We start from the raw sequence: 21991 nt of genomic DNA, 5'->3' as shown, positions 1-21991 counted from the left end.
GAAAAGCTCAGTTCTGGATGAAGTTCACGATGCGTTGCGCGGCCTCGGTGCATTCGGCCGTGTCGGCGACCAGCGCCATCCGGATGCGCCCGCGGCCCGGATTGGCGCCGGCCACGTCGCGGGCGAGGTAGCTGCCGGGCAGCACCGTCACATTGTATTGAGCGTAGAGCGCGCGGGCGAAGGCCTGGTCGTCGCCGTTCCACGATGCCGGCACGCCGGCCCAGAGGTAGAAGCTGGCGTCGGGCAGGCGAACGTCGAGCACGGGTTCGAGCAAGGGCGTGACGGCGGCGAACTTGGCGCGGTACTGGGCGCGGTTCTCGACCACGTGGGCCTCGTCGTTCCAAGCCGCGATGCTGGCGGCGGCGACGGTGCCACTCATGGCGCTGCCGTGGTACGTGCGATAGAGCAGGAAGGACTTGATGATCGCCGCATCGCCTGCCACGAAGCCGCTGCGCAGGCCCGGTACATTGCTGCGCTTGGACAGCGAGGTGAGGGCGATGAGGTTGCGGAAGTCGCTGCGGCCCAGTTTCGCCGCGGCTTCAAGTCCGCCGAGCGGCGGCTCGTCGCGGAAATAGATCTCGCTGTAGCACTCGTCGGCCGCGATCACGAAGCCGTAGCGGTCCGACAGCGCAAAAAGCTTCTGCCACTCGTCCAGCGGCATCACAGCCCCGGTCGGGTTGCCCGGCGAGCAGACGAAGACGAGTTGGGTGCGCGCCCAGACCTCGGCGGGCACGCTGTCCCAGTCGACGGCAAAGTTGCGTGCCGCCACACTGGGCACGTAGTAGGGATCGGCACCCGACAGAAAGGCCGCGCCTTCGTAGATTTGATAGAAGGGATTAGGCGACAGCACCACGGGCGACGGCGACTTGCTGGAATCGACCACCGTCTGCGCCAGGGCGAAGAGCGCCTCGCGCGATCCGTTGACCGGCAGCACCTGCGTGGCCGGGTCCAGCGCCAGCCCGTAGCGACGCTGCAGCCAGCCCGTGAACGACTCGCGCAGCTTGAGATCGCCGGCCGTCGCCGGATAGACGGCGAGCGCGCCAAGGCTGTTGGACAGCGCTTCCTTGATGAACGCGGGAGTGGGGTGCTTGGGTTCGCCGATGCCCAGGCTGATGGGGGCGAATTCGGGGTTCGGCGTGACGCCCGCGAAGAGTTGGCGCAGTCGCTCGAACGGGTAAGGCTGCAGTTTGGCGAGCAGGGGATTCATGGGCAGGGATTATCGGGGTCTGGGCGCGAGCGCCAGCAGGCGGTCATAGGCGTCGGGGTCGGCTTCCCGCAGCCTAGCGAGCGCCGAAGCCGCCGCATCCGCGATCTCGGCACGGCTTTGCTTCTTGGCGGCCTCGATCTTGTCGTAGGCCCCCTGGAGCTTGTCGAGCGATTTGGCGCCCTGTGCCGGGGTGACCGTCCTGGATTGCTTGTCGGCCAGCAGCACCTCCGTGATCCAGCCGATCTGTCGCCCGTAGCTGGCGACCTCGAAAGCCTTCTTCTCCAGCGCGCCATTGCCCGCCGAGGGGGGAATTCCCGCGAAGAACCAGCTCGTATCCGGCTCGATCTGCTGCGCCACGCTGCCGCTGAACGGAAAGTGCAACGTCGGGGACCAGAACCAAAGCCATGGAAACATCGCGTTCTCCTCGGGGTGATGTGCGCCGCGTGAGCTAGAGCTTCTTGACCAGCACCTGGCTCTTGCGGTCCCAGTTGTACTTGCGCTTGCGCGCCTCGGGCAGCCAGTCCGGATTGACCTGCTGGAAGCCGCGTTTCAGGAACCAGTGCATGGTGCGCGTCGTCAGCACGAAGATGCTCTCCAGGCCCTGGGCCTTGGCGCGCTGTTCGATGCGCTTCAGGATGCGTTCGCCGTCGCCCTGAGCCTGCGACTGGGGCGACACGGTCAACGCCGCCATCTCGGCCGTCTTCGCTTCCGGGTAAGGGTAGAGCGCCGCGCAGCCGAAGATCACGCCGTCGTGCTCGATCACGGTGTATTGGCCGACGTCGCGCTCGATCTCGGTGCGGCTGCGCTTCACCAGCGTGCCGTCGCGCTCGAAGGGTTCGATGAGCTGCAGAATGCCGCCGATGTCGTCCGCCGTCGCTTCGCGCAGCGATTCGAGCTTCTCGTCGATCACCATGGTGCCGATGCCGTCGTGCACGTACACCTCCAGCAGCAGCGAGCCGTCCACGCTGAACGGCAGGATGTGGTTGCGCTCGACCCCCGCCTCACAGGCCTTCACGCAATGCTGCAGATAGAAGGCAGTGTCCGTCGGCCGCTGCGGCGGCGAGAGCGAGGCCAGAAGCTTTTTCGCGGTGTCGAGCGGTAGCTCGGTGTCGATCGGGTTGTCCTCGCTGACCGGCAAACTGGTGTCGAGCGGAATCCCGGGAATCTCGGACAGGAAGATCAGCTTGTCGGCCTGGATCGAGATCGCCACGCTGGTCGCGACCTCTTCCATCGTCAGGTTGAAGGCCTCGCCGGTGGGCGAGAAGCCGAAGGGCGACATCAGCACCATTGCGCCGAAATCCAGCGCGCGGCGAATTCCCGCCGCATCGACCTTGCGCACCAGCCCCGAATGCTGGAAGTCGACGCCGTCGACCACGCCGACGGGCCGCGCGGTGATGAAGTTGCCAGAGATGACGCGAATCGTGGAACCGGCCATCGGCGTGTTCGGCAGACCCTGGCTGAAAGCGGCCTCGATCTCGTAGCGCAACTGGCCGGCAGCCTCCTGCGCGCAGTCCAGCGCCACCTCGTCGGTGATGCGCATGCCGTGGGAGTACCTTGCCTCGTGGCCCTTGGCGCGCAACTGCTCGTTGACCTGCGGACGGAATCCGTGCACCAGCACCACCTTGACGCCCATGCTCTGGATCAGTGCCAGGTCCTGGGCGATGTTTTGCAGCTTGCCGGCCGCGATCGCCTCGCCGGCCATCGCGACCACGAAGGTCTTGCCGCGATGCATGTGGATGTAGGGCGCCACCGAGCGAAACCAGGGGACGAAGGTGAAGTTGAAGACGGTGGACATTGGCGGGGTAGGGGAGGCGGAAAGGCCGGGCGCAAGATAATCGGCGATTTTCCCCGAACTGCCCGCCTTGTCTTCGTCTCCACTTCGAATCGAGTTCCCCGAATCCCTGCCGGTGTCGGCCCGGCGCGACGAAATCATGGCCGCCATCGATGCGAACCAGGTCGTGATCGTCTGTGGCGAGACCGGTTCGGGCAAGACCACGCAGCTGCCCAAGATCGCCCTGGCGCTGGGGCGCGGCAAGCTCAACGCCCCGCCGGGCAAGGGTCGGCTGATCGGTCATACCCAGCCGCGCCGCATTGCGGCGTCGTCGGTGGCCAAGCGCATCGCGGAGGAACTGAAGACGCCGCTGGGCGATGTGGTCGGCTTCAAGGTGCGATTCCAGGACCGGCTGTCGCGCGATGCCTCGGTCAAACTGATGACCGACGGCATTCTCCTGGCGGAGACACAGACGGATCCACTCCTCAAGGCCTACGACACGCTCATCATCGACGAGGCGCACGAGCGCTCGCTGAACATCGACTTCCTCCTGGGCTACCTGCGAGAGATCCTGCCGCGCCGGCCGGACCTGAAGGTGATCGTGACCTCGGCGACGATCGATGCGGATCGCTTCGCGCAGCATTTCGCATCCGTAAAGGGGCCGGCGCCCGTCATCATGGTGTCGGGCCGGACGTTTCCGGTCGAGCAGCGCTACAGGCCCTTCGAGGAATCACGCGACTACGACCTCAACGACGCCATCGCCGACGGCGTGGACGAACTCTGGCGCGATCCGCACAACGCGGGCGACATCCTGATCTTCCTGCCCGGCGAGCGTGAGATCCGGGAAGCGGCCGATCATCTGCGCAAGCACCTGAGCCACCAGCCCCTGATGCGCAGCGCCGAAGTGCTGCCGCTGTTCGCGCGCCTGTCTCAGGCCGAGCAGGACCGCATCTTCGACGGCCACACGGGCCGCCGCATCGTGCTGGCCACCAACGTCGCCGAAACCTCGCTCACCGTGCCGGGCATCCGCTATGTCATCGACGCCGGCACCGCGCGGGTCAAGCGCTACAGCTTCCGCAGCAAGGTGGAGCAGCTGCTGGTCGAGTCGATCAGCCAGGCGGCGGCCAACCAGCGTGCGGGACGTTGCGGCCGGGTGGCCAACGGCATCTGCATCCGGCTTTACGACGAGAAGGACTTCGAGGACCGGCCACGGTTCACCGATCCGGAGATCCTGCGCTCCTCGCTCGCGGGCGTGATCCTGCGGATGAAGTCGCTGCACCTGGGTGACGTGGAGCGCTTTCCTTTTCTCGAAGCGCCGCAGCGGCGTGCGATCGCCGATGGCTATCAACTGCTGAACGAGCTGGGCGCGGTGGACGACGCGAACGAACTCACACCGACGGGCGTCGAGCTGTCCAAACTGCCCCTCGATCCGCGCGTCGGCCGGATGATCCTGGAGGCCCGCACGCGTGGTGCGCTCGAAGAGGTGCTGGTGATCGCCAGCGCCCTGTCCGTGCAGGATGTTCGCGATCGGCCCATGGACGCGCAGCAGCAGGCTGACCAGGCGCATTCGAAGTTCGATGACGAGAAGAGCGAGTTCAGCGGGTATCTGCGGCTTTGGAAATGGATTCAGGATTCGCGCGGCGGGCACGGCGACAGCCACAAGCTCAGCAACCGTCAATACGAACAGCTGCTGCGCCAGAACTTCGTCAACATCCGTCGCGTGCGCGAATGGCGTGACATCCACTCGCAGTTGCTCACCGTCGTCACGGAACACAAGTGGCGCATCAACGCCGAGCCCGCGGGCTACGAGCCGTTGCACCTCTCCATGCTCTCGGGCCTGCTCGGCAATGTCGGCTGGAAGCTCGAGGACGACGAGGCCTACCTCGGCGCGCGCGGCATCAAGTTCTACCGCCATCCGGGCGCGCATCTGAAGAAGAAGCCGGGCCGATGGATCGTCTGCGCCGAGTTGGTCGAAACCACGCGCCTGTTCGGCCGCGGCATCGCGAACATCGAGCCGCAGTGGCTCGAACAAGTCGCCGGGCACCTGCTCAAGAAGCAGTTGCTCGATCCGCACTGGGAGAAGAAGGGCGCTCAGGTCGCGGCGCTGGAGCGCGCGACGCTCTACGGCCTCGTGGTGTACAGCGGGCGGCGCGTCGACTTCAGCAAGGTCGACCCTGTCGCTGCGCGCGAGATCTTCATTCGGGAAGCGCTCGTCGGCGGCCAGTGGGAAAGCAAGCTGCCTTTTCTCGCAGCCAATCGCAAGCTCGTGCGGGAGGTCGAGGGCCTGGAGCACAAGTCGCGGCGGCAGGACGTACTGGTCGACGACGAACTGATCTACGCCTTCTACGACGCCCAGCTGCCGCCGGATGTCGCAAGCGGCATCACCTTCGAGAACTGGTACCGCCAGGAGTCGAAGGCGCAGCCGCGTCTGCTTTACCTGACGCGCGACGAACTGATGCGGCACCAGGCGGCCGGCATCACGACGCAATCGTTCCCGCCGACCCTGCGGCTGGGTGGTGTCGATTGCGCGGCGACATACCTCCACGAGCCGGGCGACGCGAAAGATGGTCTGACGGTCACCGTCCCGCTCTTTGTCTTGAATCAGGTCAGCGAAGAACGCTGTGAATGGCTGGTGACCGGCATGCTGAAGGACAAAGTGCAGGCCCTGCTCAAGAGCCTGCCGCAGAAGCCGCGAGCCCGACTGGTGCCCCTGCCCGAATCGGCCGCTCGCCTGAGCGAGCTGCTTGCGGCGCCGGAAGTCTTCGGCCACGGCTCGCTCACCGACGCCTTGCTTAAGCGCGTGCGCGACCAGACCAGCCTCGATGTGAAGCGTGCCGACTTCAAACTCGACATGCTGCCGCCGCATCTGTTCATGAACCTGCGCGTGGTGGATGAACACGGCCGCCAGCTCGGCATGGGGCGCAACCTCGGCGCCTTGAAGGCGGAGTTGGGCGCGCAGGCGCGCGGTGCGTTCCAGGCGCTGGCCGGGCTCAACGTCAAGGCGTCCGCGAAGCCCGCGGCAACCGAATCCGCAGGTGCGGGAGCGCAGTCATCGGTGAAGGCCCCGTCGGACGAGCCCGCGACGCCATCATTGCCTGCCGGCCAACGCTACACCGCCTGGACCTTTGGCGAACTCCCGGAATTGATGGAGGTCCGGCGCGGCGCGCAATCGCTGATCGGCTTTCCGGCGCTGCTGGACGGTGGCGATGCGGTCACGATCGAAGTGTTCGACGAGCCCGCCGTTGCGGCCGCGAAGCACCGAAGCGGCTTGCGGCGGCTCTTCGCGCTGCAACTCAAGGATGCCCTCAAGTACCTCGAGAAGAACATCCCGGATCTGCAGAAGATGGCCGTCGCGTACATGCCGCTCGGCACCGCCGAGGAACTCCGTGCGCAGGTCATCGACGTGGCGCTGGAGCGCGCCTTCCTGCAGGAACCGCTGCCGTCCGATGAAGCGGGCTTCAAGCGCCGCGTGGAGGAAGGCCGCGGCCGGCTCACGCTGATCGCGAACGAGGTCGCGCGGCTGGCCGGCATGATCCTCACCGAATACACGCAGGCAGCGCGCAAGATCAAGGACACCAAGGTTCAGCCCACGGCCACCGCCGATGCCGCGCAGCAGCTGCAGCGATTGATGGGCAAGCGCTTCATCGCCGACACGCCATGGCCACGCCTGCAGCATTTCGCGCGCTATCTCAAGGCGATCACGTTGCGGCTCGACAAGCTTCGCGGCGACCCGGCGCGCGATGCGCAGCGGCTGGCGGAGCTTCGCCCGCAGGAGCAGCGCTACTGGCGACTGCTGGCCGAACGCAAAGGTGCGGTGGACGAGCGGATGAGCGAGTTCCGTTGGCTGCTGGAAGAGTTGCGTGTGAGCTTCTTCGCGCAGGAACTACGCACGCCGCAGCCGGTCAGCGTCAAGCGGCTCGACAAGCTTTGGGTGCAACTCGAAAGCTGAAGAGCGGCTTTGGCTTGCAGACGAAAAAAAGCCCGCGGAGGCGGGCTTTTTCATTGGGAGCGCGGAAGGCGCTTGTATTTATATCCGCCCCATGAGAAGCAGCACGATCACGACCAGCAGCACCAGGCCAAGGCCGCCGCTCGGACCATAGCCCCAGCCGCGACTGTAGCCCCAACTCGGCAGTGCGCCCACCAGCAGCAGGATGAGGACGATCAGCAGAATCAACGAGAGAGACATGGACTTCTCCTAGCGCGAAATGTTTCGAGGAGTCCATGGTCGGTGCCGCGCGTCGGGTCCAGCGCCGGAAGGGGCCCCCTCCGACGGTCAGGACTCTCCTACCATTCGTGTCAGAGTCGCGCCAGTCGGTCGATGGCCGTTTGCAGGGTTTCGTCCTTCTTGGCGAAACAGAAGCGCACCACGCGCTGGTCGAATCCGTCGCCGTAGAAGGCCGACAACGGAATGGCCGCAACGCCGATCTCGCTCGTCAGCCATTGGCAGAAATCGGACTCGCCCAGGTCGCTCACCTCGCTGATGTCGACGCACTGGAAGTAGGTGCCGCCGCTAGGCAAGAGCTTGAGTCGCGTCTTCGCGAGGCCCGCCGCGAACAGGTCACGCTTGCGCTGATAGAAGGCGGGCAGTTCGAGGTAAGGCGCCGGATCGGCCATGTAGCTCGCGAGTGCGTGCTGCATCGGCGTGTTGACGGTAAACACGTTGAACTGGTGCACCTTGCGAAACTCGGCCGTGAGTGCAGCCGGCGCGGCCACGTAGCCGACCTTCCAGCCGGTCACGTGATAGGTCTTGCCGAAGCTGCTCACGATGAAGCTTCGCGCAGCCAGCCCGGGAAATCGCGAGGCGCTTTCGTGGCGCGCGCCGGTGTAGACCATGTGCTCGTAGACCTCGTCGCTGATCACCAGCACGTCGGTAGGTGCGAGCAACTCTTCGAGCTGGCGCATCTCGGCCTCGGTCCACACGGTGGCGCTCGGGTTGTGCGGCGTGTTGACGATGATCGCGCGGGTGCGCGGCGTGATGGCGGCTGCGATCTTGCCGAAGTCCGGGCGGAACGTACCGGGCGTCAGCGGCACGCGCACCACAGTGCCACCGGCCAGGTCGATGTTGGGCACGTAGCTGTCATAGCAGGGCTCCAGCACGATGACCTCGTCTCCCGGACGCACCACCGCAAGGATCGCTGTGATGATCGCCTGCGTGGCACCCGCCGTGACGGTGATCTCGGTCTGCGCGTCGTAGCTGTACCCGTACAGCGTCGAGATCTTCGAAGCCACCGCCTCGCGCAACGAGAGGATGCCCGGCATCGGCGGGTACTGGTTGTGGCCTGCCGCCATCGCGTCGGTCACGGCCTGCAGCAGCTTCGGGTCGCAGCCGAAATCCGGAAAGCCTTGGCCGAGGTTCACCGCATTCTTCTCGGTGGCCAGCGCCGACATGACGGTGAAGATGGTCGTGCCGACGGCGGGCAGCTTGGTCTGGATGTCGGGGGTACGGGCGGTCACGGTGCTCACAGTTCGTAATCCTGGTTGTGACCGCTCAAGGCCTTGGCGATCAGGTTGCGGTCGAGCCGATCCGAGAGCAGCTCGGCGAATTTGAAGACGAAGTTGCGCAGGTAGGCGCTGCGCTTGAACGCCACGCGCGCGATGTTGACGCCGAAGATATGCCCCATCGGGCGCACGATCAGATCGGCGTTGGAGTCGTCGCGCACTGCCATCTCGGCCACGATGCCGACGCCGAGCCCGAGCCGCACGTAGGTCTTGATGACGTCGGAGTCGATAGCTTCCAGCGCAATCCGCGGCGTGAGCTTCTTCTGCGCAAAGGCATGGTCGATGCGCGTGCGGCCGGTGAACGACGGGTGGTACGTGATGATCGGCTCGCTGGCCAGATCTTCGAGCGAGATGCGCTCCTTCTCGGCGAGCGGGTGGCCCTTGGGCAGCACCAGCACGTGCTGCCACTCGTAGCAGGGCATCGTCACGAGTTCGGTGTAGTCGGCGAGCGATTCGGTGGCGATGCCGATCTCCGCGATCTCGTCGATGACCATGCGAGCGACCTGATCGGGCGAACCCTGGTGCAGGCTGACGTTTACCTTCGGATAGGCCTCGCGCAGCTTTGCCACGGGCACCGGCAACACGTAGCGCGCTTGCGTGTGGGTGGTCGCGATGGAGAGCGTGCCGCTGTCTTGCGCGCTGAACTGTTCGCCTATCCGCTTCAGGTTGCCGACCTCGCGCATGATCAGTTCGATGCTGGCGAGCACGTGCTGGCCGGGTTCGGTCACGCGCTTGAGGCGCTTGCCATGCCGGGCGAAGATTTCCACGCCCAGTTCTTCCTCGAGTTCGATGATGGCCTTGGAGACGCCCGGTTGCGAGGTGTGCAGCGCCTTGGCTGCCTCGGTCAGGTTCAGGTTGCGCCGAACCGCCTCCTGGACAAACTTGAACTGGTGAAGATTCATAACAGATTCCGTCTTATTTCGGCATTCATTATGCCTTCGGAGTCTATGAAAATCACCGGGAAATCAGGATTCCAACGCCTTTCTTGCCAGCAGTTCGATCACCTCGGGCTCTTCGCCCACCGCCCGCGTCAGCGAAAAGTCGACCGTCGGATGCAATGCACGCAACTCGTCCAGCAGGCGGGGCAGGTCCTCGCGCACATGCTTGCCCATGCCGAGGAAGAGCGGCACGACCCGGATCGCACCCGCGCCGTCTGCGATCAGCCGGGCGGTCGCCGTGCGCAGGTCGGGCTCGATCAGTTCGAGGTAGGCGCAAACGACCTTGACCGAAGGACCCAATTCAGCGACCCGCCGGGCGACTGCCTCCACCGGCGCGCGCCATCGCTCGTCGCGCGATCCGTGCGCAAAAAGAACGATGCCTTGCAGCGCAGCCATGGAATTAGCGCCGCAGCACCAGCCAGCTGAACGCTGCCAGCGACATCACCGAATAGATCAGGCCGGGTGCGGCCGCCGTTATCCACGGCCACCAGTTGCCGAGGTTTCCCAGGTAGCCGAAGACGTTGTTCAGCAGGAAGAAGCTGATGCCGATCATCACGCCCCCGAACACATAGGTCGTGATTCCGGACTGACGGAAATGCAGGTACGCAAAGGGCAGCGCAAGCACGACCATCACCAGGCACGACAGCGGGTAGAACACCTTGCGCCAGAACTCGATCTCATAGCGCTGCGCGGTCTGGCCGTTGGCTTCGAGGTGGCGGATGTATTCGAACAGGTCGAGCGTGCGCATGCGATCCGGACGGAGCAGGGCAACCGACACCATTTCAGTGGTCAGCGAGGTCGGCCACTCCAGCATGGGAATCTTGGTCGTGACGATGCGGGGTTCGCCGGGGCCGCGCGTGTCGTACTCCTGGCGCTCCACGTCGACCAGCGTCCAGTGGCCGTCGTCGGTGTGAGCGGAGGCAGCTGCCACCTGCGACAGGATGAAGCCGTTCGGTCCGAACTCGAGGATGCGCGGATCCTTCAGCATGCCATTGCGCGACATGGTGGCGACGTTGACCGCGTAGGAGTTTTCGCCTTGCCTCTCCTTCAGCCAGGCCCCCGTGTTCCCGACGAAGGAGTAGACGTTCTGAAAGCGTGCCTTGAGCAACTGGGCTGTCCGGTCCGAGGCCGGTGCGATGTAGTCGCCGATCGCAAACGTCAGCACCACGAAGCCGAGCCCCAGCAACAGCAGCGTCCGCAATGCGCGCCAGGGGCCGAGACCGCTGGTGCGCAGGATCGTGTATTCGGAACTCTGCGCAAGTCTCGCCATCACGAAGATGGTGCCGATCAGCACCGCGATCGGCAACAGTTCGTAGAGGTGGCTCGGGATCAGGAGCGTCACGTAGACCAGTGCCTGTCCGGCACCGTAGCCGAGACTTTCGGGGCGGCCGATCGATTGCAGTTCGTCGACGAAGTCGAAGAAGAAGAACAGGCTCAGGAAGCCGAGGGCAACGAAGGCAACGGCCTTCACCACCTCGACGTAGATCAGGCGACGGATTGTTTTCACGCGTGGGGTGTCGTAGCAGTTCGGGCGCGACGCGACGGGAGGCCCCAGTTGAAATGTCGTTTCGCCAGCCAGAGCACGCCGATGAGGAGCGCGCCGCCATGTAGGGCCAGCATGAAGCCGCCCATGCTGAACCGGCCCGAGCCAACCCAGTTCTGGCCCAGGTTGAGCATGTTGTAGTAGACCACGAAGGCGAACAGCGCGAAGAGCAGGTTGCCGCTGCGTCCCACGCGCGGGTTCACGCTCGAGAGGGTCAACGCCAGCAGGACGAAATTGACCGCAGCGAACAGCATGCCGATGCGCCAGGCCAGCTCGCCTCGGTTGACGAGGTTGGGGTCGCGCAGCAGCGTCAACGTGGTGCGGGTGCGCACCGGAGCGGCGTCCGGCGAGCTGTCCAGGCGGCCGCCGACCTTGGCGCCGTAGGTCTCGAATTCGCTGATCTTGATGCCGTCCGGCGTGAGGGGCCTCTCCAGGCGCTGCCCGTTGTTCAGCAGCAGGTAGCGGACGCCGTCGATGTCCTCCATCCGTCCGCTGCGTGCGGACGTGATGATCTGGAGATTCCGTTCGATCGAGGAGATGAAGACGTTGTTGGCCGTGGCGCTGTCAGGCGTGTCCTTGTCGATAAAGAACACGCGCAGGCGTCCGGACGACTCGCGGAACTCGCCCGGTGCGACTCTCTCGATGTCGCTGCGGCGCTCGTAGCGCTGGCGCATGCCCTGCGTCTGCGAGTTGGCCCAGGGCCATCCGACCAGCGCCAACACGGCGATGAGCAGCAGGATCGGCCATGCGAACTGGTAGAGCGGGCGCAGGAACTCGGCCAGGCCCCGCCCGGCGGAGAACCAGATCACCATCTCACTGTCGCGGTACATGCGCGAGAGCGTGCCGACGATCGAGATGAAGAGGCAAAGCCCCAGGATCGTCGGCATGTAGCCGAGCACGGTGTAGGTCATCACGAGGAAGACCTCGGAGGGATTCACGCTGCCCTTGGCCGCCAGGCCGAGCGTGCGGATCAGCATCATCGTCATCACGATGGTGACCAGAACCACCAGCGTGGCCCCGAAGCTGCGCGACAGCTCCTTGCGTATAGAGGAATGGAATAACATCGTCGAGGGAAAAAAAGGATTATGGACTTTCAACTCAAGACTCTCTCCATCGCCCAGGCTGCCACGGAAAAATGCGATGTCCTCATCGTGCTCGCGGCGTCCGGATCCACCACTTCCAAGGATGCGCTTTCTGCACTGATCGCCGACGCCCGCAAGTCTGGTGACATGCCGGACAAGGCCGGCAAGCTGCTCGCGCTCTATCGTCCGGCCGGCGTGACCGCGCCGCGCGTGGTGCTGGCGTCGGTAGGGGACGGCAAGTCGTCGTCGGTCCGTTCAACCGTGATCGCGGCCGTCAACGCGGCGAAGGGGTCGAGTCCCAAGCGCGTGGCCATCGTGTTCGCGCAGGCTGCGGACGCGGCCGGTGTCGGCGGTGCGGTGATCGCGGCGGCCGACGCCAGCTATGTCTTCATCACCACCAAGTCGAAGGCCGAGACCCGGACGATTCGCCACCTGAGCATCGGCGTGACGGATGCGGGGCCGCTGCGCCAGGCTTTCGATGAAGCCACCGCGACCGTCGCGGGCATCGAACTCGCCAAGGAATGGGGCAACCGTCCGGGCAACTACTGCACTCCCGCGCTGCTTGCCGATGCAGCCAAGGAACTGGCCGAACTGCCGAACATCAAGTGCGAAGTCCTTGGCCCCAAGGAAGTCGCCAAGCTCGGCATGGGCGCGTTCTCCGCGGTCGCTCAGGGGTCGGCTGAACCACTGCGCTTCATCGTACTGCGCTACCACGGCGCACCTAAGGACCAGCCGCCGGTCGTTCTGGTCGGCAAGGGCATTACTTTCGACACCGGCGGCGTGTCGCTCAAGCCCGCTGCCGAGATGGACGAGATGAAGTTCGACATGTGCGGCGCCGCGAGCGTGCTGGGCGTGTTCCGCGCGCTTGGAGACATCCAGCCCGCCATCAATGTGATTGGCCTGGTGCCCTCGTGCGAGAACATGAACGACGGCCGCGCGGTAAAGCCGGGTGACGTCGTGACCAGCATGAGCGGGCAGACCATCGAGGTGCTGAACACCGATGCGGAAGGCCGCCTGATCCTGTGCGATGCGCTCACTTACGCCAAGCGGTTCGCGCCCGCCGCCGTGATCGACATCGCGACCCTCACAGGCGCCTGCGTGGTGGCACTGGGCGGTGTGCGCAGCGGCCTGTTCGCGAGCGACGACGCACTCGCGGGCGCATTGGCCGCGGCCGGCGAAGAATCCCAGGATCGCTGCTGGCGCCTACCCCTGGACGAAGACTACGCCGAGGGCCTGAAGAGCAACTTCGCCGACGTCGCCAACATTGCGGGCCGTGCGGGCGGTGCGATCACCGCTGCCAAGTTCCTGCAGCGCTTTACGGGCGACTTTCCATGGGCGCACCTGGACATCGCAGGCACTGCCTGGAAGAGCGGCGCGGCGAAGGGCTCCACGGGTCGTCCCGTGGGCCTGCTGTTGAACTACCTGCTGGGCCAGAGCTGGAAGGGCGACGTCAAGTCGCCAGCGCGCAAGGCCAGGAAGGCCCGGTCGGCGGCGTGACGGAAATCGACGGCCACTACAACATGCCGGACAAGGTGGGTTACGCCTGCCGGCTGCTTCGCAAGGCGGTCGCCGCGCATGGCGCGCGCCTTGTGGTTGTTGCCGACGGCGCGACGCTGGACGCCATCGACCAGGCGCTGTGGACCCTGATGCCGACCGAGTTCATCCCGCACTGCCGTATCGACGACGACGCTCACATCGTTGCGCGAACGCCGGTGGTGCTGGCCGAGAGTGGCGAGGCCTCGCTGCCCGACCGGCCCATCCTCGTGAATCTCGGCGCCGAACTGCCCGTGAGGTTCGAGCGCTTCGAGCGGCTGATCGACATCGTCAGCAGCGACGATGCCGACAAGCTCGCGGGCCGCACGCGCTGGCGGCACTACAAGGACCGTGGGTATGCCATTCGCACCCACCCTTACGGCGGGAGCGCAAGCTGATGACCCAGCGCACCCCGCCACGCTTCGTGCCGACACTGACGACAGTGCTCGAACTGCCGCCCGAAGCAGGGCGCGTCGCCGAAGAAGCTACACCGGAGGAGCCGCCGGAGCCCGCCGTGATCGAGCCTTCACAAGCGGTCGCACTGACGCCTCAGGCCCAACTCTCGGAAGCCGAGGCCTTCCGACTCGAAGAGCAATTGCTGCACCGCGTTCTGCAGCGCGTCGACCTGTCGCTAGAGGAGCGCGTGAGCGATGCGGTGTCAGCTGCCGTTCAGCAACACCTCGACAGGATGATCCCTGGTCTTCGCGCCGAAATCGAAGCGGTTTTGCGTGCGCTGGTGAGCGAAGCTTTGGCCCGCGAGCTTTCCGAGAACACAGGGTCTACGCCAGCTTTCGGCCCGCAATCCTTGGGCTAAACTGCGCGCCGGGTCGAATGCGCGAGGGCGCTGCGCATCCGCGGCGCGATACTTGCTCGGTCTTCGCGCCCGGATCGAAAGACCGGTTTTCAACTCTATTTATCAATGTTCTGGAGGTTTCCCATGCAATTGAAATGGACTGCGGTCGCACTGGCTGCTCTCGCGCTTGTGGCCTGTGGCAAGAAGGAAGAGGCTGCGGCACCCGCTGCTCCCGCACCGACTGCAGCGGCGCCGGCACCGGCAGCACCTCCGGCCGACGCGCTCGTCGTGAAGATCGGTCACGTTGCACCGACCAGCGGCGCCATCGCCCACCTCGGCAAGGACAACGAGTTCGGCGCACGCATGGCCGTCGAAGACCTCAATGCCAAGGGCATCAAAATCGGCGGCAAGGTTGCCAAGTTCGAACTGCTCGCCGAAGACGACGCAGCCGATCCGAAGCAAGGCACCGCAGTGGCCCAGAAGCTGGTCGACAGCAAGGTCAACGGCATTGTGGGCCACTTGAATTCCGGCACCACGATCCCGGCCTCCAAGCTTTACAGCGACGCTGGCATTCCGCAGATTTCGCCATCGGCAACCAACCCCAAGTACACCCGTCAGGGCTTCAAGACCACGTTCCGCGTGGTGGCTGATGACACGCAACTTGGCGGCACGCTGGGCAAGTACGCAGTCGAAACGCTCAAGGGCAAGAACATTGCCGTGATCGACGACCGTACCGCTTACGGCCAGGGCGTTGCCGAAGAATTCGAGAAGGCCGCCAAGGCTGCCGGCGGTACCATCGTCGGCCACGAGTTCACGACCGACAAGTCGACCGACTTCAACGCCATCCTGACCAAGCTGAAGGGCGCCAAGCCCGACGTTCTGTTCTTCGGCGGCATGGACGCTGTCGGCGGCCCGATGCTCAAGCAAGTCAAGCAACTCGGCATGAACGTCAAGTTCATGGGCGGCGACGGCCTGTGCACCGGCGAACTGGCCAAGCTGGCTGGTGACGCGATCGGCGAAGACATGGTCGTGTGTGCTGAAGCCGGTGGTGTGGACGGCGACTTCAAGGCTCCGCTGGATGCTTGGAAGACCAAGTTCAAGGAAAAGAACGGTGTTGAAGTCCAGATCTACGCGCCGTACGTCTACGACGCCGTGCAAGTGCTGGCCGCCGCGATGGAAAAGGCCGGTTCGTCGGATCCCGAAAAGTACCTGCCTGAAGTCAGCAAGGTCGAATACAAGGGCCTGACCGGTCCGATCGCGTTCGACGAAAAGGGCGACATCAAGAACGGTGCGCTGACGCTGTACACCTACAAGAACGGTGCGCGTACGCAAATCGCCGTGGTGCGCTGAGCAACTGCTGCTTCATGCTGAAAACAAAAAAGGGCCTTCGGGCCCTTTTTTCATGGTCGCGCGAAAATCGTCACAACGTTCGGGAGTGCGCGCGCTTGCCGTCGTTGCAATAGTCGAAAAAGGCATCCAGGTCCCTCGATTTATCGAACACCGCATCCGCGCCCAGCGCCATGCACCGTGCCCGGATGTCGGCATTGATGTAGTTGCTGAGCACCACTGCGCGCTTCGAATCGGGGCGGTTGATGCAACTGCGAAGCACGCCCAGTCCCGATCCTTCCTTGAGAAAGAGATCCACGATGAGCAGCTGCCAATCGTCCGGATGGGAACTCAGCCAGATGACCGCGTCAGATTCGGACTCCGCCATGCCCACGACGGCGGCATCGGCCAAGTCTTCCAGCGCGGGGATCAAGTTGTCTCGAATGGTCCTGTTGTCTTCGACAAGGAATGTGAAGAGGGCCATGCGACTTCCTGCCAATACAAGGCTTCGAGACTAGCGCCTTGTTCGTTGAAATCCATGCGCGTCGGGCGCGCCGTCACGTAGGAGAAAGCAGACGGAGATCGCGTCCGCCAGGTCGCGCCCACAAAAAAGCCCCGACATGCGGGGCTTTCAAGACGTTCCTGATGCAGGTGGAAACTGCTGGATCGGTTTTTCCTGGCGGAGCAGGCGGGATTCGAACCCGCGGAGGGCTATTAACCCTCACACGCTTTCCAGGCGTGCGACTTAAACCGCTCATCCACCGCTCCGAGCCCACGATTGTAGCAGTGGCCAGTGGCGTTTCTCCGGCGCTTGTGTCGAAAGCCTTTCACGCGGAGGCGGTCGTCTTGCCCGCCTGCACCATTCGCATCGCCGAAGCGATCAGGGCGGCGGTTTCGTTCATATTGCTCGGCACGATCAGCGTGGTCGTCGCGTCGGCCGCGACCTTGCCGTACGCGTCGACGGCGCGCTCGGCCACCTTGAGCTGCACCGCCTGCTCGCCGCCCGGCTGCCGAATCGCGGCGGCGATGCGCTCGATGGCGCCCGCGGTCGCCTCGGCGACGGCGGTGATGGCAGCCGCCTCGCCCTGGGCGTTGTTGATCTGTGCCTGCTTTTCGCCTTCGGAGCGTGCGATGAAAGCCTCGCGCTCGCCGGTGGCAATGTTGATCTGCTCCTGGCGGCGGCCTTCCGAGGCGGCGATCAGCGCACGCTTTTCGCGCTCGGCCGTGATCTGGCGCTGCATCGCGTGCAGGATCTCGTTAGGCGGCGTCAGGTCCTTGATTTCGTAGCGCAGCACCTTCACGCCCCAATTGAGCGCTGCCTCGTCGATGGCGGAGACGATCTGGGAATTGATGATGTCGCGCTCCTCGAAGGTCTTGTCCAGTTCGAGCTTGCCAATGACGCTGCGCAGGGAGGTCTGGGCCAGCTGGGTCACGGCCACGATGTAGTTCGACGAACCATAGCTCGCCCGCATCGGGTCGGTCACTTGGAAGTAGAGGATGCCGTCGACCTGCAGTTGCGTGTTGTCGCGGGTGATGCAGACCTGGCTCGGCACGTCGAGCGGGATTTCCTTCAGGCTGTGCTTGTAGGCCACCCTGTCGATGAAAGGGATCAGGAAGTTGGGACCGGGCGTCATGGTGCCGTGGTACTTGCCGAGGCGCTCGCGCACCCAGGCGTTTTGCTGCGGTACGAACTTAATCGACTGGGTGATAACGATCACCGCGATCACCAGGATGACGAGAGGGACGACTGCGAATTCCATTGGATTGTTCCTGCCTTCTTGTGGTTTCTGACTCAGATCTTCTCGACGACGAGCCGGCTGCCGATCACCTCGGCGACCTTGTGTTCGCCGGTTGCCAACGTGCTCCCGTCGCGGGCCACGACGGTCCATTGCGCGCCACGGTAGCGAACCGTGGCGGTGCCATCGGCGTTCCAGGCGTCGACATGAACTCTCTCGCCGATGTCGAGGTTGACGTCCCGATTGGCGCCGGTCGGCGGCTCGGGCGGGCGCTTGCGGCGGATGGCGTGCCAGCCGATCACCGCGCCGAGGCTCACGACTGCCGCCACGATCAACTGCGTGCTCAGAGCGGCGCCGGCATGCGCCGACAGAGCCGCGGCGGCAAAGCCTGCGCTCATCAGCAGCAGGTAGACCGTACCCGTTCCGGACAGCAACTCGACCACGACAGCGGCCCCCGCTATCAACCACCAGATGGTGGAACTCGCCATGTCGATTCCTCTCTTTGTTGTAGGTTGAGGGGATTGTGTCAAAGCTGACCGGCGCCTTCATCTGAATTCCGTACACTTCGCGCCTATTTGCCAGTCGGGAGCCCCGCTCATGAAATTTCGCTTTCCCATCGTCATCATCGACGAGGACTTTCGCTCTGAGAACACTTCGGGGCTCGGTATCCGCGCGCTCGCGCAGGCTTTTGAGAGCGAAGGCTTTGAAGTGCTGGGCGTCACGAGCTATGGCGACCTGAGCCAGTTCGCGCAGCAGCAAAGCCGCGCCAGCGCCTTCATCCTGTCGATCGACGACGAGGAGTTCTCCGTCGGCCCCGACCTCGATCCGGCTGTGCTGAGCCTGCGCAACTTCATCGGCGAAGTGCGCCGCAAGAACGCCGACGTGCCGATCTACATCTACGGCGAAACCAAGACCTCGCGTCATATCCCGAACGACATCCTGCGCGAGTTGCACGGTTTCATCCACATGTTCGAGGACACCCCGGAGTTCGTGGCGCGCCACATCATCCGCGAGGCCAAGAGCTACCTCGAAGGCGTCCAGCCGCCGTTCTTCAAGGCGCTGATCGACTACGCGGAAGACGGTTCGTACTCCTGGCACTGCCCGGGGCATTCCGGCGGTGTGGCCTTTCTGAAGAGCCCGGTCGGCCAGATGTTCCACCAGTTCTTCGGCGAGAACATGCTGCGCGCCGACGTCTGCAATGCGGTCGAGGAACTCGGCCAGTTGCTCGACCACACCGGCCCGGTCGCGGCCAGCGAGCGCAACGCGGCGCGCATCTTCAATGCGGACCACTGCTTCTTCGTCACCAACGGCACCAGCACGAGCAACAAGATGGTGTGGCACCACACGGTGGCGCCGGACGACGTGGTGGTGGTCGACCGCAACTGCCACAAGTCGATCCTGCACGCGATCATCATGACGGGCGCGATCCCGGTCTTCATGAAGCCGACGCGCAACCACTTCGGCATCATCGGCCCGATCCCGAAGAGCGAATTCGAGCCAGCGGCCATCAAGGCCAAGATCGCGGCCAATCCTCTTCTCTCGCACGTCGATGCGAACAAGGTCAAGCCACGCGTGATGACGCTCACGCAGTCGACCTACGACGGCGTGATCTACAACACCGAGACCATCAAGAACATGCTCGACGGCTACGTCGACACGCTGCACTTCGACGAAGCGTGGTTGCCGCACGCGGCGTTTCACCCGTTCTACGGCGCCTACCACGCGATGGGCAAGCGCCGCACACGTCCGAAGGAATCGCTCGTATTCGCCACGCAGTCGACCCACAAGCTGCTGGCCGGCATCAGCCAGGCCAGCCACGTGCTGGTGCAGGACTCGCAGAACCGGGCGCTGGACCGCGACCTGTTCAACGAGGCCTATCTCATGCACTCGTCGACAAGCCCGCAGTACGCGATCATCGCGAGCTGCGACGTCGCGGCCGCCATGATGGAGCCGCCCGGCGGCACCGCGCTGGTGGAGGAGAGCATTCTCGAAGCGCTCGACTTCCGCCGTGCGATGCGCAAGGTCGAAGCCGAGTTCGGCAAGGACGAGTGGTGGTTCAAGGTGTGGGGCCCCGAGAAGCTGGTCGACGAGGGCATCGGGCGCGCCGACGACTGGATCATCAAGGGCGAATCGCGCACCGCGAAGTGGCACGGCTTCGGCAAGCTGGCCGACGGTTTCAACATGCTCGACCCGATCAAGTCGACCATCGTGACGCCGGGCCTGGATCTGAATGGCAAGTTCGCCAAGACCGGCATCCCCGCCAGCATCGTCACGAAGTTTCTGGCTGAGCACGGCGTGATCGTCGAGAAGACCGGGCTCTACAGTTTCTTCATCATGTTCACGATCGGCATCACCAAGGGACGCTGGAACACGCTGTTGACGGCGCTGCAGCAGTTCAAGGACGACTACGCGCGCAACCAGCCGATGTGGCGGATCATGCCGGAGTTCTGCCAGGCCCATCCGAAGTACGAGCGCCTCGGCCTGCGCGACCTGTGCCATCACATCCATGAGCTGTACGCGCGTTTCGATGTCGCGCGCCTGACCACGGAGATGTACCTGAGTGACCTCACGCCGGCGATGAAGCCGAGCGACGCCTTTGCGCACATCGCGCACCGCAAGACGGAGCGCGTCGAGATCGACCACCTTGAAGGCCGCATCACCACCAGCCTCATCACGCCGTATCCGCCTGGCATTCCGCTGCTGATTCCGGGCGAGGTCTTCAACAAGAAGATCGTCGACTACCTGAAGTTCGCGCGCGAGTTCAACACCGAGTGCCCCGGATTCGAGACCGATATCCATGGATTGGTGGGCCGCATCGACGAAACCGGCCGGAAGCGTTACTACGCCGATTGCGTGCGGGCGGCCTGATCAGGTCAGGCGCAAGGTCATCACGCCGGCCACGATGATCACCGTGCCGGCGGCTCGCTGCCAGCCGAACGCCTCGCGCAGGAAGAAGGTGCCAATCAGCGCGGCGAACAGCACCGACGTTTCGCGCAGCGCCGCGACGACGGCGACGGGCGCATGCGTCATCGCCCACAGCGCGATGCCATAGCTGCCCAGCGAGGCGAAGGTGCCGATGGCGGCGATCTTCCACCGACCAGCCATGTACGTGATGGCTGCGCGGCGCTGGCCCGGCCGCCGCCACAGCACCAGCAGCAGGTAGGGGATCCCGTCGAAGAGGAACAGCGCCGCGACGTAGGCAAACGCGTCGCCCGACGCACGAACACCGATGCCGTCGATCACGGTGTAGAGCGCAATGATGGCGGCGTTGACCAGCGCGAAGCCGAGCGCCTTGCGCCGCTGCGCTTCATCGCCGCTGTGCAAGGCCGAGCGGGAAAGACCCAGCGTGACCACGCCCACGCAGATGATGGCGACACCCGCCCAGGCGGCCGCCGAGATGCCTTCGCCGATGAAGGCCAGGCTGCCCATGGCCACCAGCAGCGGCGCACAGCCTCGCATGACCGGGTAGGTGAGTCCGAGGTCGCCGTGCTTGTAGGCGCCGGCCAGTGCAATGTAGTAGCCCAGATGGATCACCATCGAGGCGATCATGTACGGCCACGCGACAGGCGCTGGCAACCCGGTGACGAATATCAGCGGCACCGCGACGAAGATGCCCATGCTGTGGATCAACGCGGTGTCGAGCGCCTTGTCGCGCCCGGACTTGATCAACGCGTTCCAGCCTGCATGCAGGAACGCGCCGCACAGCACGGCGAACACGATCGGACCGGTCAACGCCACGGGGCCGGCCGCTCAGGACAGAAGCGCAGCGCTGTCGGCTGGCTGGGTGGTCTTCGGGGATTCGCGGGAGAGGACGGTCATCGATTCGGTCGTGAAGTTCTGCGTGCGACAGGCGGCGGTGATGGTAAAGGCGAGCCTTGCGGATTGTCCACCGCGGACAGGGGCACGATGCCATGCGGCGGCGTCGGATCCAAAACGCTCGCCGCTGCGTATAGGTTGCAGCCGTCGCGCCTTTTGCGGCGGTTCCAACCTCAGGAGCCTTTCATGAAGAGCAGCACCCATCGCATCGCATCCGTCACGCTTGCAGTCGTCATGGCAGCCGGCGCGGCTTCGGCCATGGCGCAGGTCATGGTCGGAGGCGCGCCGATGTACCCGACCAAGGACATCGTCGACAACGCGGTCAATTCGAAGGACCACACCACGCTGGTTGCAGCGCTGAAGGCGGCGGGGTTGGTCGAGACCCTCAAGGGCCCGGGGCCGTTCACGGTCTTCGCGCCGACCAACGACGCCTTCGCGGTGTTGCCCGATGGCACGGTCGACATGCTGCTCAAGTCGGAGAACAAGGCGAAGCTGACGACCATCCTGACCTATCACGTCGTGCCCGGCAAACTCGACGCAACGGCCCTGACGAAGGAGATCATGGCCGGCAAGGGCATGGCCTCGTTGAAGACCGTTTCCGGCGGCACGCTCACGGCCAAGGCAAGCGGCGGCAAGGTAATGGTCACGGACGAGAACGGCAACACCGCGCACGTGACGACCGCCGACGTGATCCAGTCGAACGGCGTGATTCACGTGATCGACAAGGTGCTGCTGCCGAAGTGATAC

At 64.5% G+C, this 21991-nt stretch carries 20 protein-coding genes and 1 tRNA gene; 7 read left to right on the top strand and 14 right to left on the bottom strand.

Annotated features, from left to right (window positions below; all coding sequences use genetic code 11):
- Positions 1 to 7: 7 nt before the first annotated feature.
- The 3 genes from dapC to argA are packed head-to-tail and all read right to left on the bottom strand — an operon-like array spanning position 8 to position 3002.
- Positions 8 to 1207, bottom strand: coding sequence for a succinyldiaminopimelate transaminase (dapC, locus tag QTI24_RS05440; protein WP_286598839.1), 1200 nt, complete (start codon positions 1205 to 1207; stop codon positions 8 to 10).
- Positions 1208 to 1216: 9 nt separating this feature from the next.
- Entirely contained in the window at positions 1217 to 1621 is a 405-nt protein-coding gene (locus QTI24_RS05435; RefSeq protein ID WP_286598838.1) for a hypothetical protein, read from the bottom strand.
- Between the two features lie 34 nt (positions 1622 to 1655).
- Positions 1656 to 3002 (bottom strand): amino-acid N-acetyltransferase, encoded by a 1347-nt coding sequence (gene argA, locus QTI24_RS05430; protein ID WP_286598837.1) that lies wholly within the window; start codon positions 3000 to 3002, stop codon positions 1656 to 1658.
- A gap of 136 nt (positions 3003 to 3138) precedes the next feature.
- Here argA and hrpA point away from each other — a divergent pair, with 136 nt between their 5' ends.
- Positions 3139 to 6927 (top strand): ATP-dependent RNA helicase HrpA, encoded by a 3789-nt coding sequence (hrpA, locus tag QTI24_RS05425; protein ID WP_503011217.1) that lies wholly within the window; start codon positions 3139 to 3141, stop codon positions 6925 to 6927.
- A gap of 78 nt (positions 6928 to 7005) precedes the next feature.
- On the opposite strand, the gene QTI24_RS05420 is transcribed toward hrpA, so the two are convergent.
- The 6 genes from QTI24_RS05420 to lptF all read right to left on the bottom strand — a co-directional run bounded on the left by QTI24_RS05420 (position 7006) and on the right by lptF (position 12022).
- Complete coding sequence (locus QTI24_RS05420) at positions 7006 to 7164, bottom strand: DUF3309 family protein (protein WP_286367752.1); 159 nt, start codon at positions 7162 to 7164, stop codon at positions 7006 to 7008.
- A gap of 110 nt (positions 7165 to 7274) precedes the next feature.
- Complete coding sequence (locus QTI24_RS05415) at positions 7275 to 8441, bottom strand: pyridoxal phosphate-dependent aminotransferase (RefSeq protein ID WP_286598835.1); 1167 nt, start codon at positions 8439 to 8441, stop codon at positions 7275 to 7277.
- Entirely contained in the window at positions 8438 to 9379 is a 942-nt protein-coding gene (locus QTI24_RS05410) for a CysB family HTH-type transcriptional regulator (protein ID WP_286598834.1), read from the bottom strand. The genes QTI24_RS05415 and QTI24_RS05410 overlap by 4 nt, the downstream gene beginning before the upstream one ends.
- Before the next feature lie 63 nt (positions 9380 to 9442).
- Positions 9443 to 9811 carry a sirohydrochlorin chelatase gene (locus QTI24_RS05405; protein WP_286598833.1) on the bottom strand — a complete coding sequence of 123 codons (369 nt, stop codon included), beginning with the start codon at positions 9809 to 9811 and terminating at the stop codon, positions 9443 to 9445.
- A 4-nt stretch (positions 9812 to 9815) separates the two neighbouring features.
- Entirely contained in the window at positions 9816 to 10922 is a 1107-nt protein-coding gene (lptG, locus tag QTI24_RS05400; RefSeq protein WP_286598831.1) for an LPS export ABC transporter permease LptG, read from the bottom strand.
- Positions 10919 to 12022, bottom strand: coding sequence for an LPS export ABC transporter permease LptF (gene lptF / locus QTI24_RS05395; RefSeq protein WP_286598830.1), 1104 nt, complete (start codon positions 12020 to 12022; stop codon positions 10919 to 10921). The genes lptG and lptF overlap by 4 nt, the downstream gene beginning before the upstream one ends.
- Before the next feature lie 21 nt (positions 12023 to 12043).
- Between lptF and QTI24_RS05390 the strand changes: the two genes are divergently transcribed.
- The 4 genes from QTI24_RS05390 to QTI24_RS05375 all read left to right on the top strand — a co-directional run bounded on the left by QTI24_RS05390 (position 12044) and on the right by QTI24_RS05375 (position 15716).
- A complete protein-coding gene (locus QTI24_RS05390) occupies positions 12044 to 13537 on the top strand; it encodes a leucyl aminopeptidase (protein ID WP_286598829.1) in 1494 nt (497 codons plus the stop codon).
- The gene (locus tag QTI24_RS05385; RefSeq protein WP_286598826.1) at positions 13534 to 13971 is read left to right on the top strand and encodes a DNA polymerase III subunit chi; all 438 of its coding nucleotides are present in this window, start codon (positions 13534 to 13536) and stop codon (positions 13969 to 13971) included. Before QTI24_RS05390 ends, QTI24_RS05385 begins: the two co-directional genes overlap by 4 nt.
- Positions 13971 to 14387: a hypothetical protein gene (locus QTI24_RS05380; RefSeq protein WP_286598824.1), complete on the top strand. Its 417-nt coding sequence runs from the start codon at positions 13971 to 13973 to the stop codon at positions 14385 to 14387. Before QTI24_RS05385 ends, QTI24_RS05380 begins: the two co-directional genes overlap by 1 nt.
- Before the next feature lie 123 nt (positions 14388 to 14510).
- Positions 14511 to 15716, top strand: coding sequence for a branched-chain amino acid ABC transporter substrate-binding protein (locus QTI24_RS05375; RefSeq protein ID WP_286598822.1), 1206 nt, complete (start codon positions 14511 to 14513; stop codon positions 15714 to 15716).
- A gap of 70 nt (positions 15717 to 15786) precedes the next feature.
- Here the strand turns inward: QTI24_RS05375 and QTI24_RS05370 are convergent, their stop codons facing one another.
- The 4 genes from QTI24_RS05370 to QTI24_RS05355 form a co-directional block, all read right to left on the bottom strand.
- Positions 15787 to 16176, bottom strand: coding sequence for a response regulator (locus QTI24_RS05370; RefSeq protein ID WP_286598821.1), 390 nt, complete (start codon positions 16174 to 16176; stop codon positions 15787 to 15789).
- A 193-nt stretch (positions 16177 to 16369) separates the two neighbouring features.
- Positions 16370 to 16460: transfer RNA gene (locus QTI24_RS05365), tRNA-Ser, on the bottom strand.
- 59 nt (positions 16461 to 16519) lie between these two features.
- Positions 16520 to 17452 (bottom strand): SPFH domain-containing protein, encoded by a 933-nt coding sequence (locus QTI24_RS05360; protein ID WP_286598820.1) that lies wholly within the window; start codon positions 17450 to 17452, stop codon positions 16520 to 16522.
- A 32-nt stretch (positions 17453 to 17484) separates the two neighbouring features.
- Positions 17485 to 17916 (bottom strand): NfeD family protein, encoded by a 432-nt coding sequence (locus tag QTI24_RS05355; protein WP_286598819.1) that lies wholly within the window; start codon positions 17914 to 17916, stop codon positions 17485 to 17487.
- A gap of 109 nt (positions 17917 to 18025) precedes the next feature.
- Between QTI24_RS05355 and QTI24_RS05350 the strand changes: the two genes are divergently transcribed.
- Entirely contained in the window at positions 18026 to 20296 is a 2271-nt protein-coding gene (locus QTI24_RS05350; RefSeq protein ID WP_286598818.1) for an arginine/lysine/ornithine decarboxylase, read from the top strand.
- Here the strand turns inward: QTI24_RS05350 and QTI24_RS05345 are convergent, their stop codons facing one another.
- Positions 20297 to 21166, bottom strand: a complete 870-nt coding sequence (locus tag QTI24_RS05345; RefSeq protein ID WP_286598816.1) for an EamA family transporter — start codon at positions 21164 to 21166, stop codon at positions 20297 to 20299.
- 264 nt (positions 21167 to 21430) lie between these two features.
- Between QTI24_RS05345 and QTI24_RS05340 the strand changes: the two genes are divergently transcribed.
- On the top strand, positions 21431 to 21988 hold the full coding sequence (locus QTI24_RS05340) for a fasciclin domain-containing protein (protein WP_286598815.1): 558 nt from the start codon (positions 21431 to 21433) through the stop codon (positions 21986 to 21988).
- Positions 21989 to 21991 lie beyond the last annotated feature (3 nt).

The sequence above is a fragment of the Variovorax sp. J22P240 genome (assembly GCF_030316855.1).
Classification (GTDB): Bacteria; Pseudomonadota; Gammaproteobacteria; order Burkholderiales; family Burkholderiaceae_C; genus Variovorax.
Note: the sequence above shows the minus strand (reverse complement) of the source record. Positions and strands in the feature narration are given on the sequence as shown.

Coding starts and splice junctions, on each gene's coding strand:
- QTI24_RS05340 (WP_286598815.1), top strand. CDS start 21,431: ATGAAGAGCAGCACCCATCGCATCGCATCCGTCACGCTTGCAGTCGTC.
- dapC (WP_286598839.1), bottom strand. CDS start 1,207: ATGAATCCCCTGCTCGCCAAACTGCAGCCTTACCCGTTCGAGCGACTG.
- QTI24_RS05360 (WP_286598820.1), bottom strand. CDS start 17,452: ATGGAATTCGCAGTCGTCCCTCTCGTCATCCTGGTGATCGCGGTGATC.
- QTI24_RS05410 (WP_286598834.1), bottom strand. CDS start 9,379: ATGAATCTTCACCAGTTCAAGTTTGTCCAGGAGGCGGTTCGGCGCAAC.
- argA (WP_286598837.1), bottom strand. CDS start 3,002: ATGTCCACCGTCTTCAACTTCACCTTCGTCCCCTGGTTTCGCTCGGTG.
- QTI24_RS05375 (WP_286598822.1), top strand. CDS start 14,511: ATGCAATTGAAATGGACTGCGGTCGCACTGGCTGCTCTCGCGCTTGTG.
- hrpA (WP_503011217.1), top strand. CDS start 3,139: ATGGCCGCCATCGATGCGAACCAGGTCGTGATCGTCTGTGGCGAGACC.
- QTI24_RS05420 (WP_286367752.1), bottom strand. CDS start 7,164: ATGTCTCTCTCGTTGATTCTGCTGATCGTCCTCATCCTGCTGCTGGTG.
- QTI24_RS05355 (WP_286598819.1), bottom strand. CDS start 17,916: ATGGCGAGTTCCACCATCTGGTGGTTGATAGCGGGGGCCGCTGTCGTG.
- QTI24_RS05390 (WP_286598829.1), top strand. CDS start 12,044: ATGGACTTTCAACTCAAGACTCTCTCCATCGCCCAGGCTGCCACGGAA.
- QTI24_RS05435 (WP_286598838.1), bottom strand. CDS start 1,621: ATGTTTCCATGGCTTTGGTTCTGGTCCCCGACGTTGCACTTTCCGTTC.
- lptF (WP_286598830.1), bottom strand. CDS start 12,022: ATGTTATTCCATTCCTCTATACGCAAGGAGCTGTCGCGCAGCTTCGGG.
- QTI24_RS05405 (WP_286598833.1), bottom strand. CDS start 9,811: ATGGCTGCGCTGCAAGGCATCGTTCTTTTTGCGCACGGATCGCGCGAC.
- QTI24_RS05370 (WP_286598821.1), bottom strand. CDS start 16,176: ATGGCCCTCTTCACATTCCTTGTCGAAGACAACAGGACCATTCGAGAC.
- QTI24_RS05350 (WP_286598818.1), top strand. CDS start 18,026: ATGAAATTTCGCTTTCCCATCGTCATCATCGACGAGGACTTTCGCTCT.
- QTI24_RS05380 (WP_286598824.1), top strand. CDS start 13,971: ATGACCCAGCGCACCCCGCCACGCTTCGTGCCGACACTGACGACAGTG.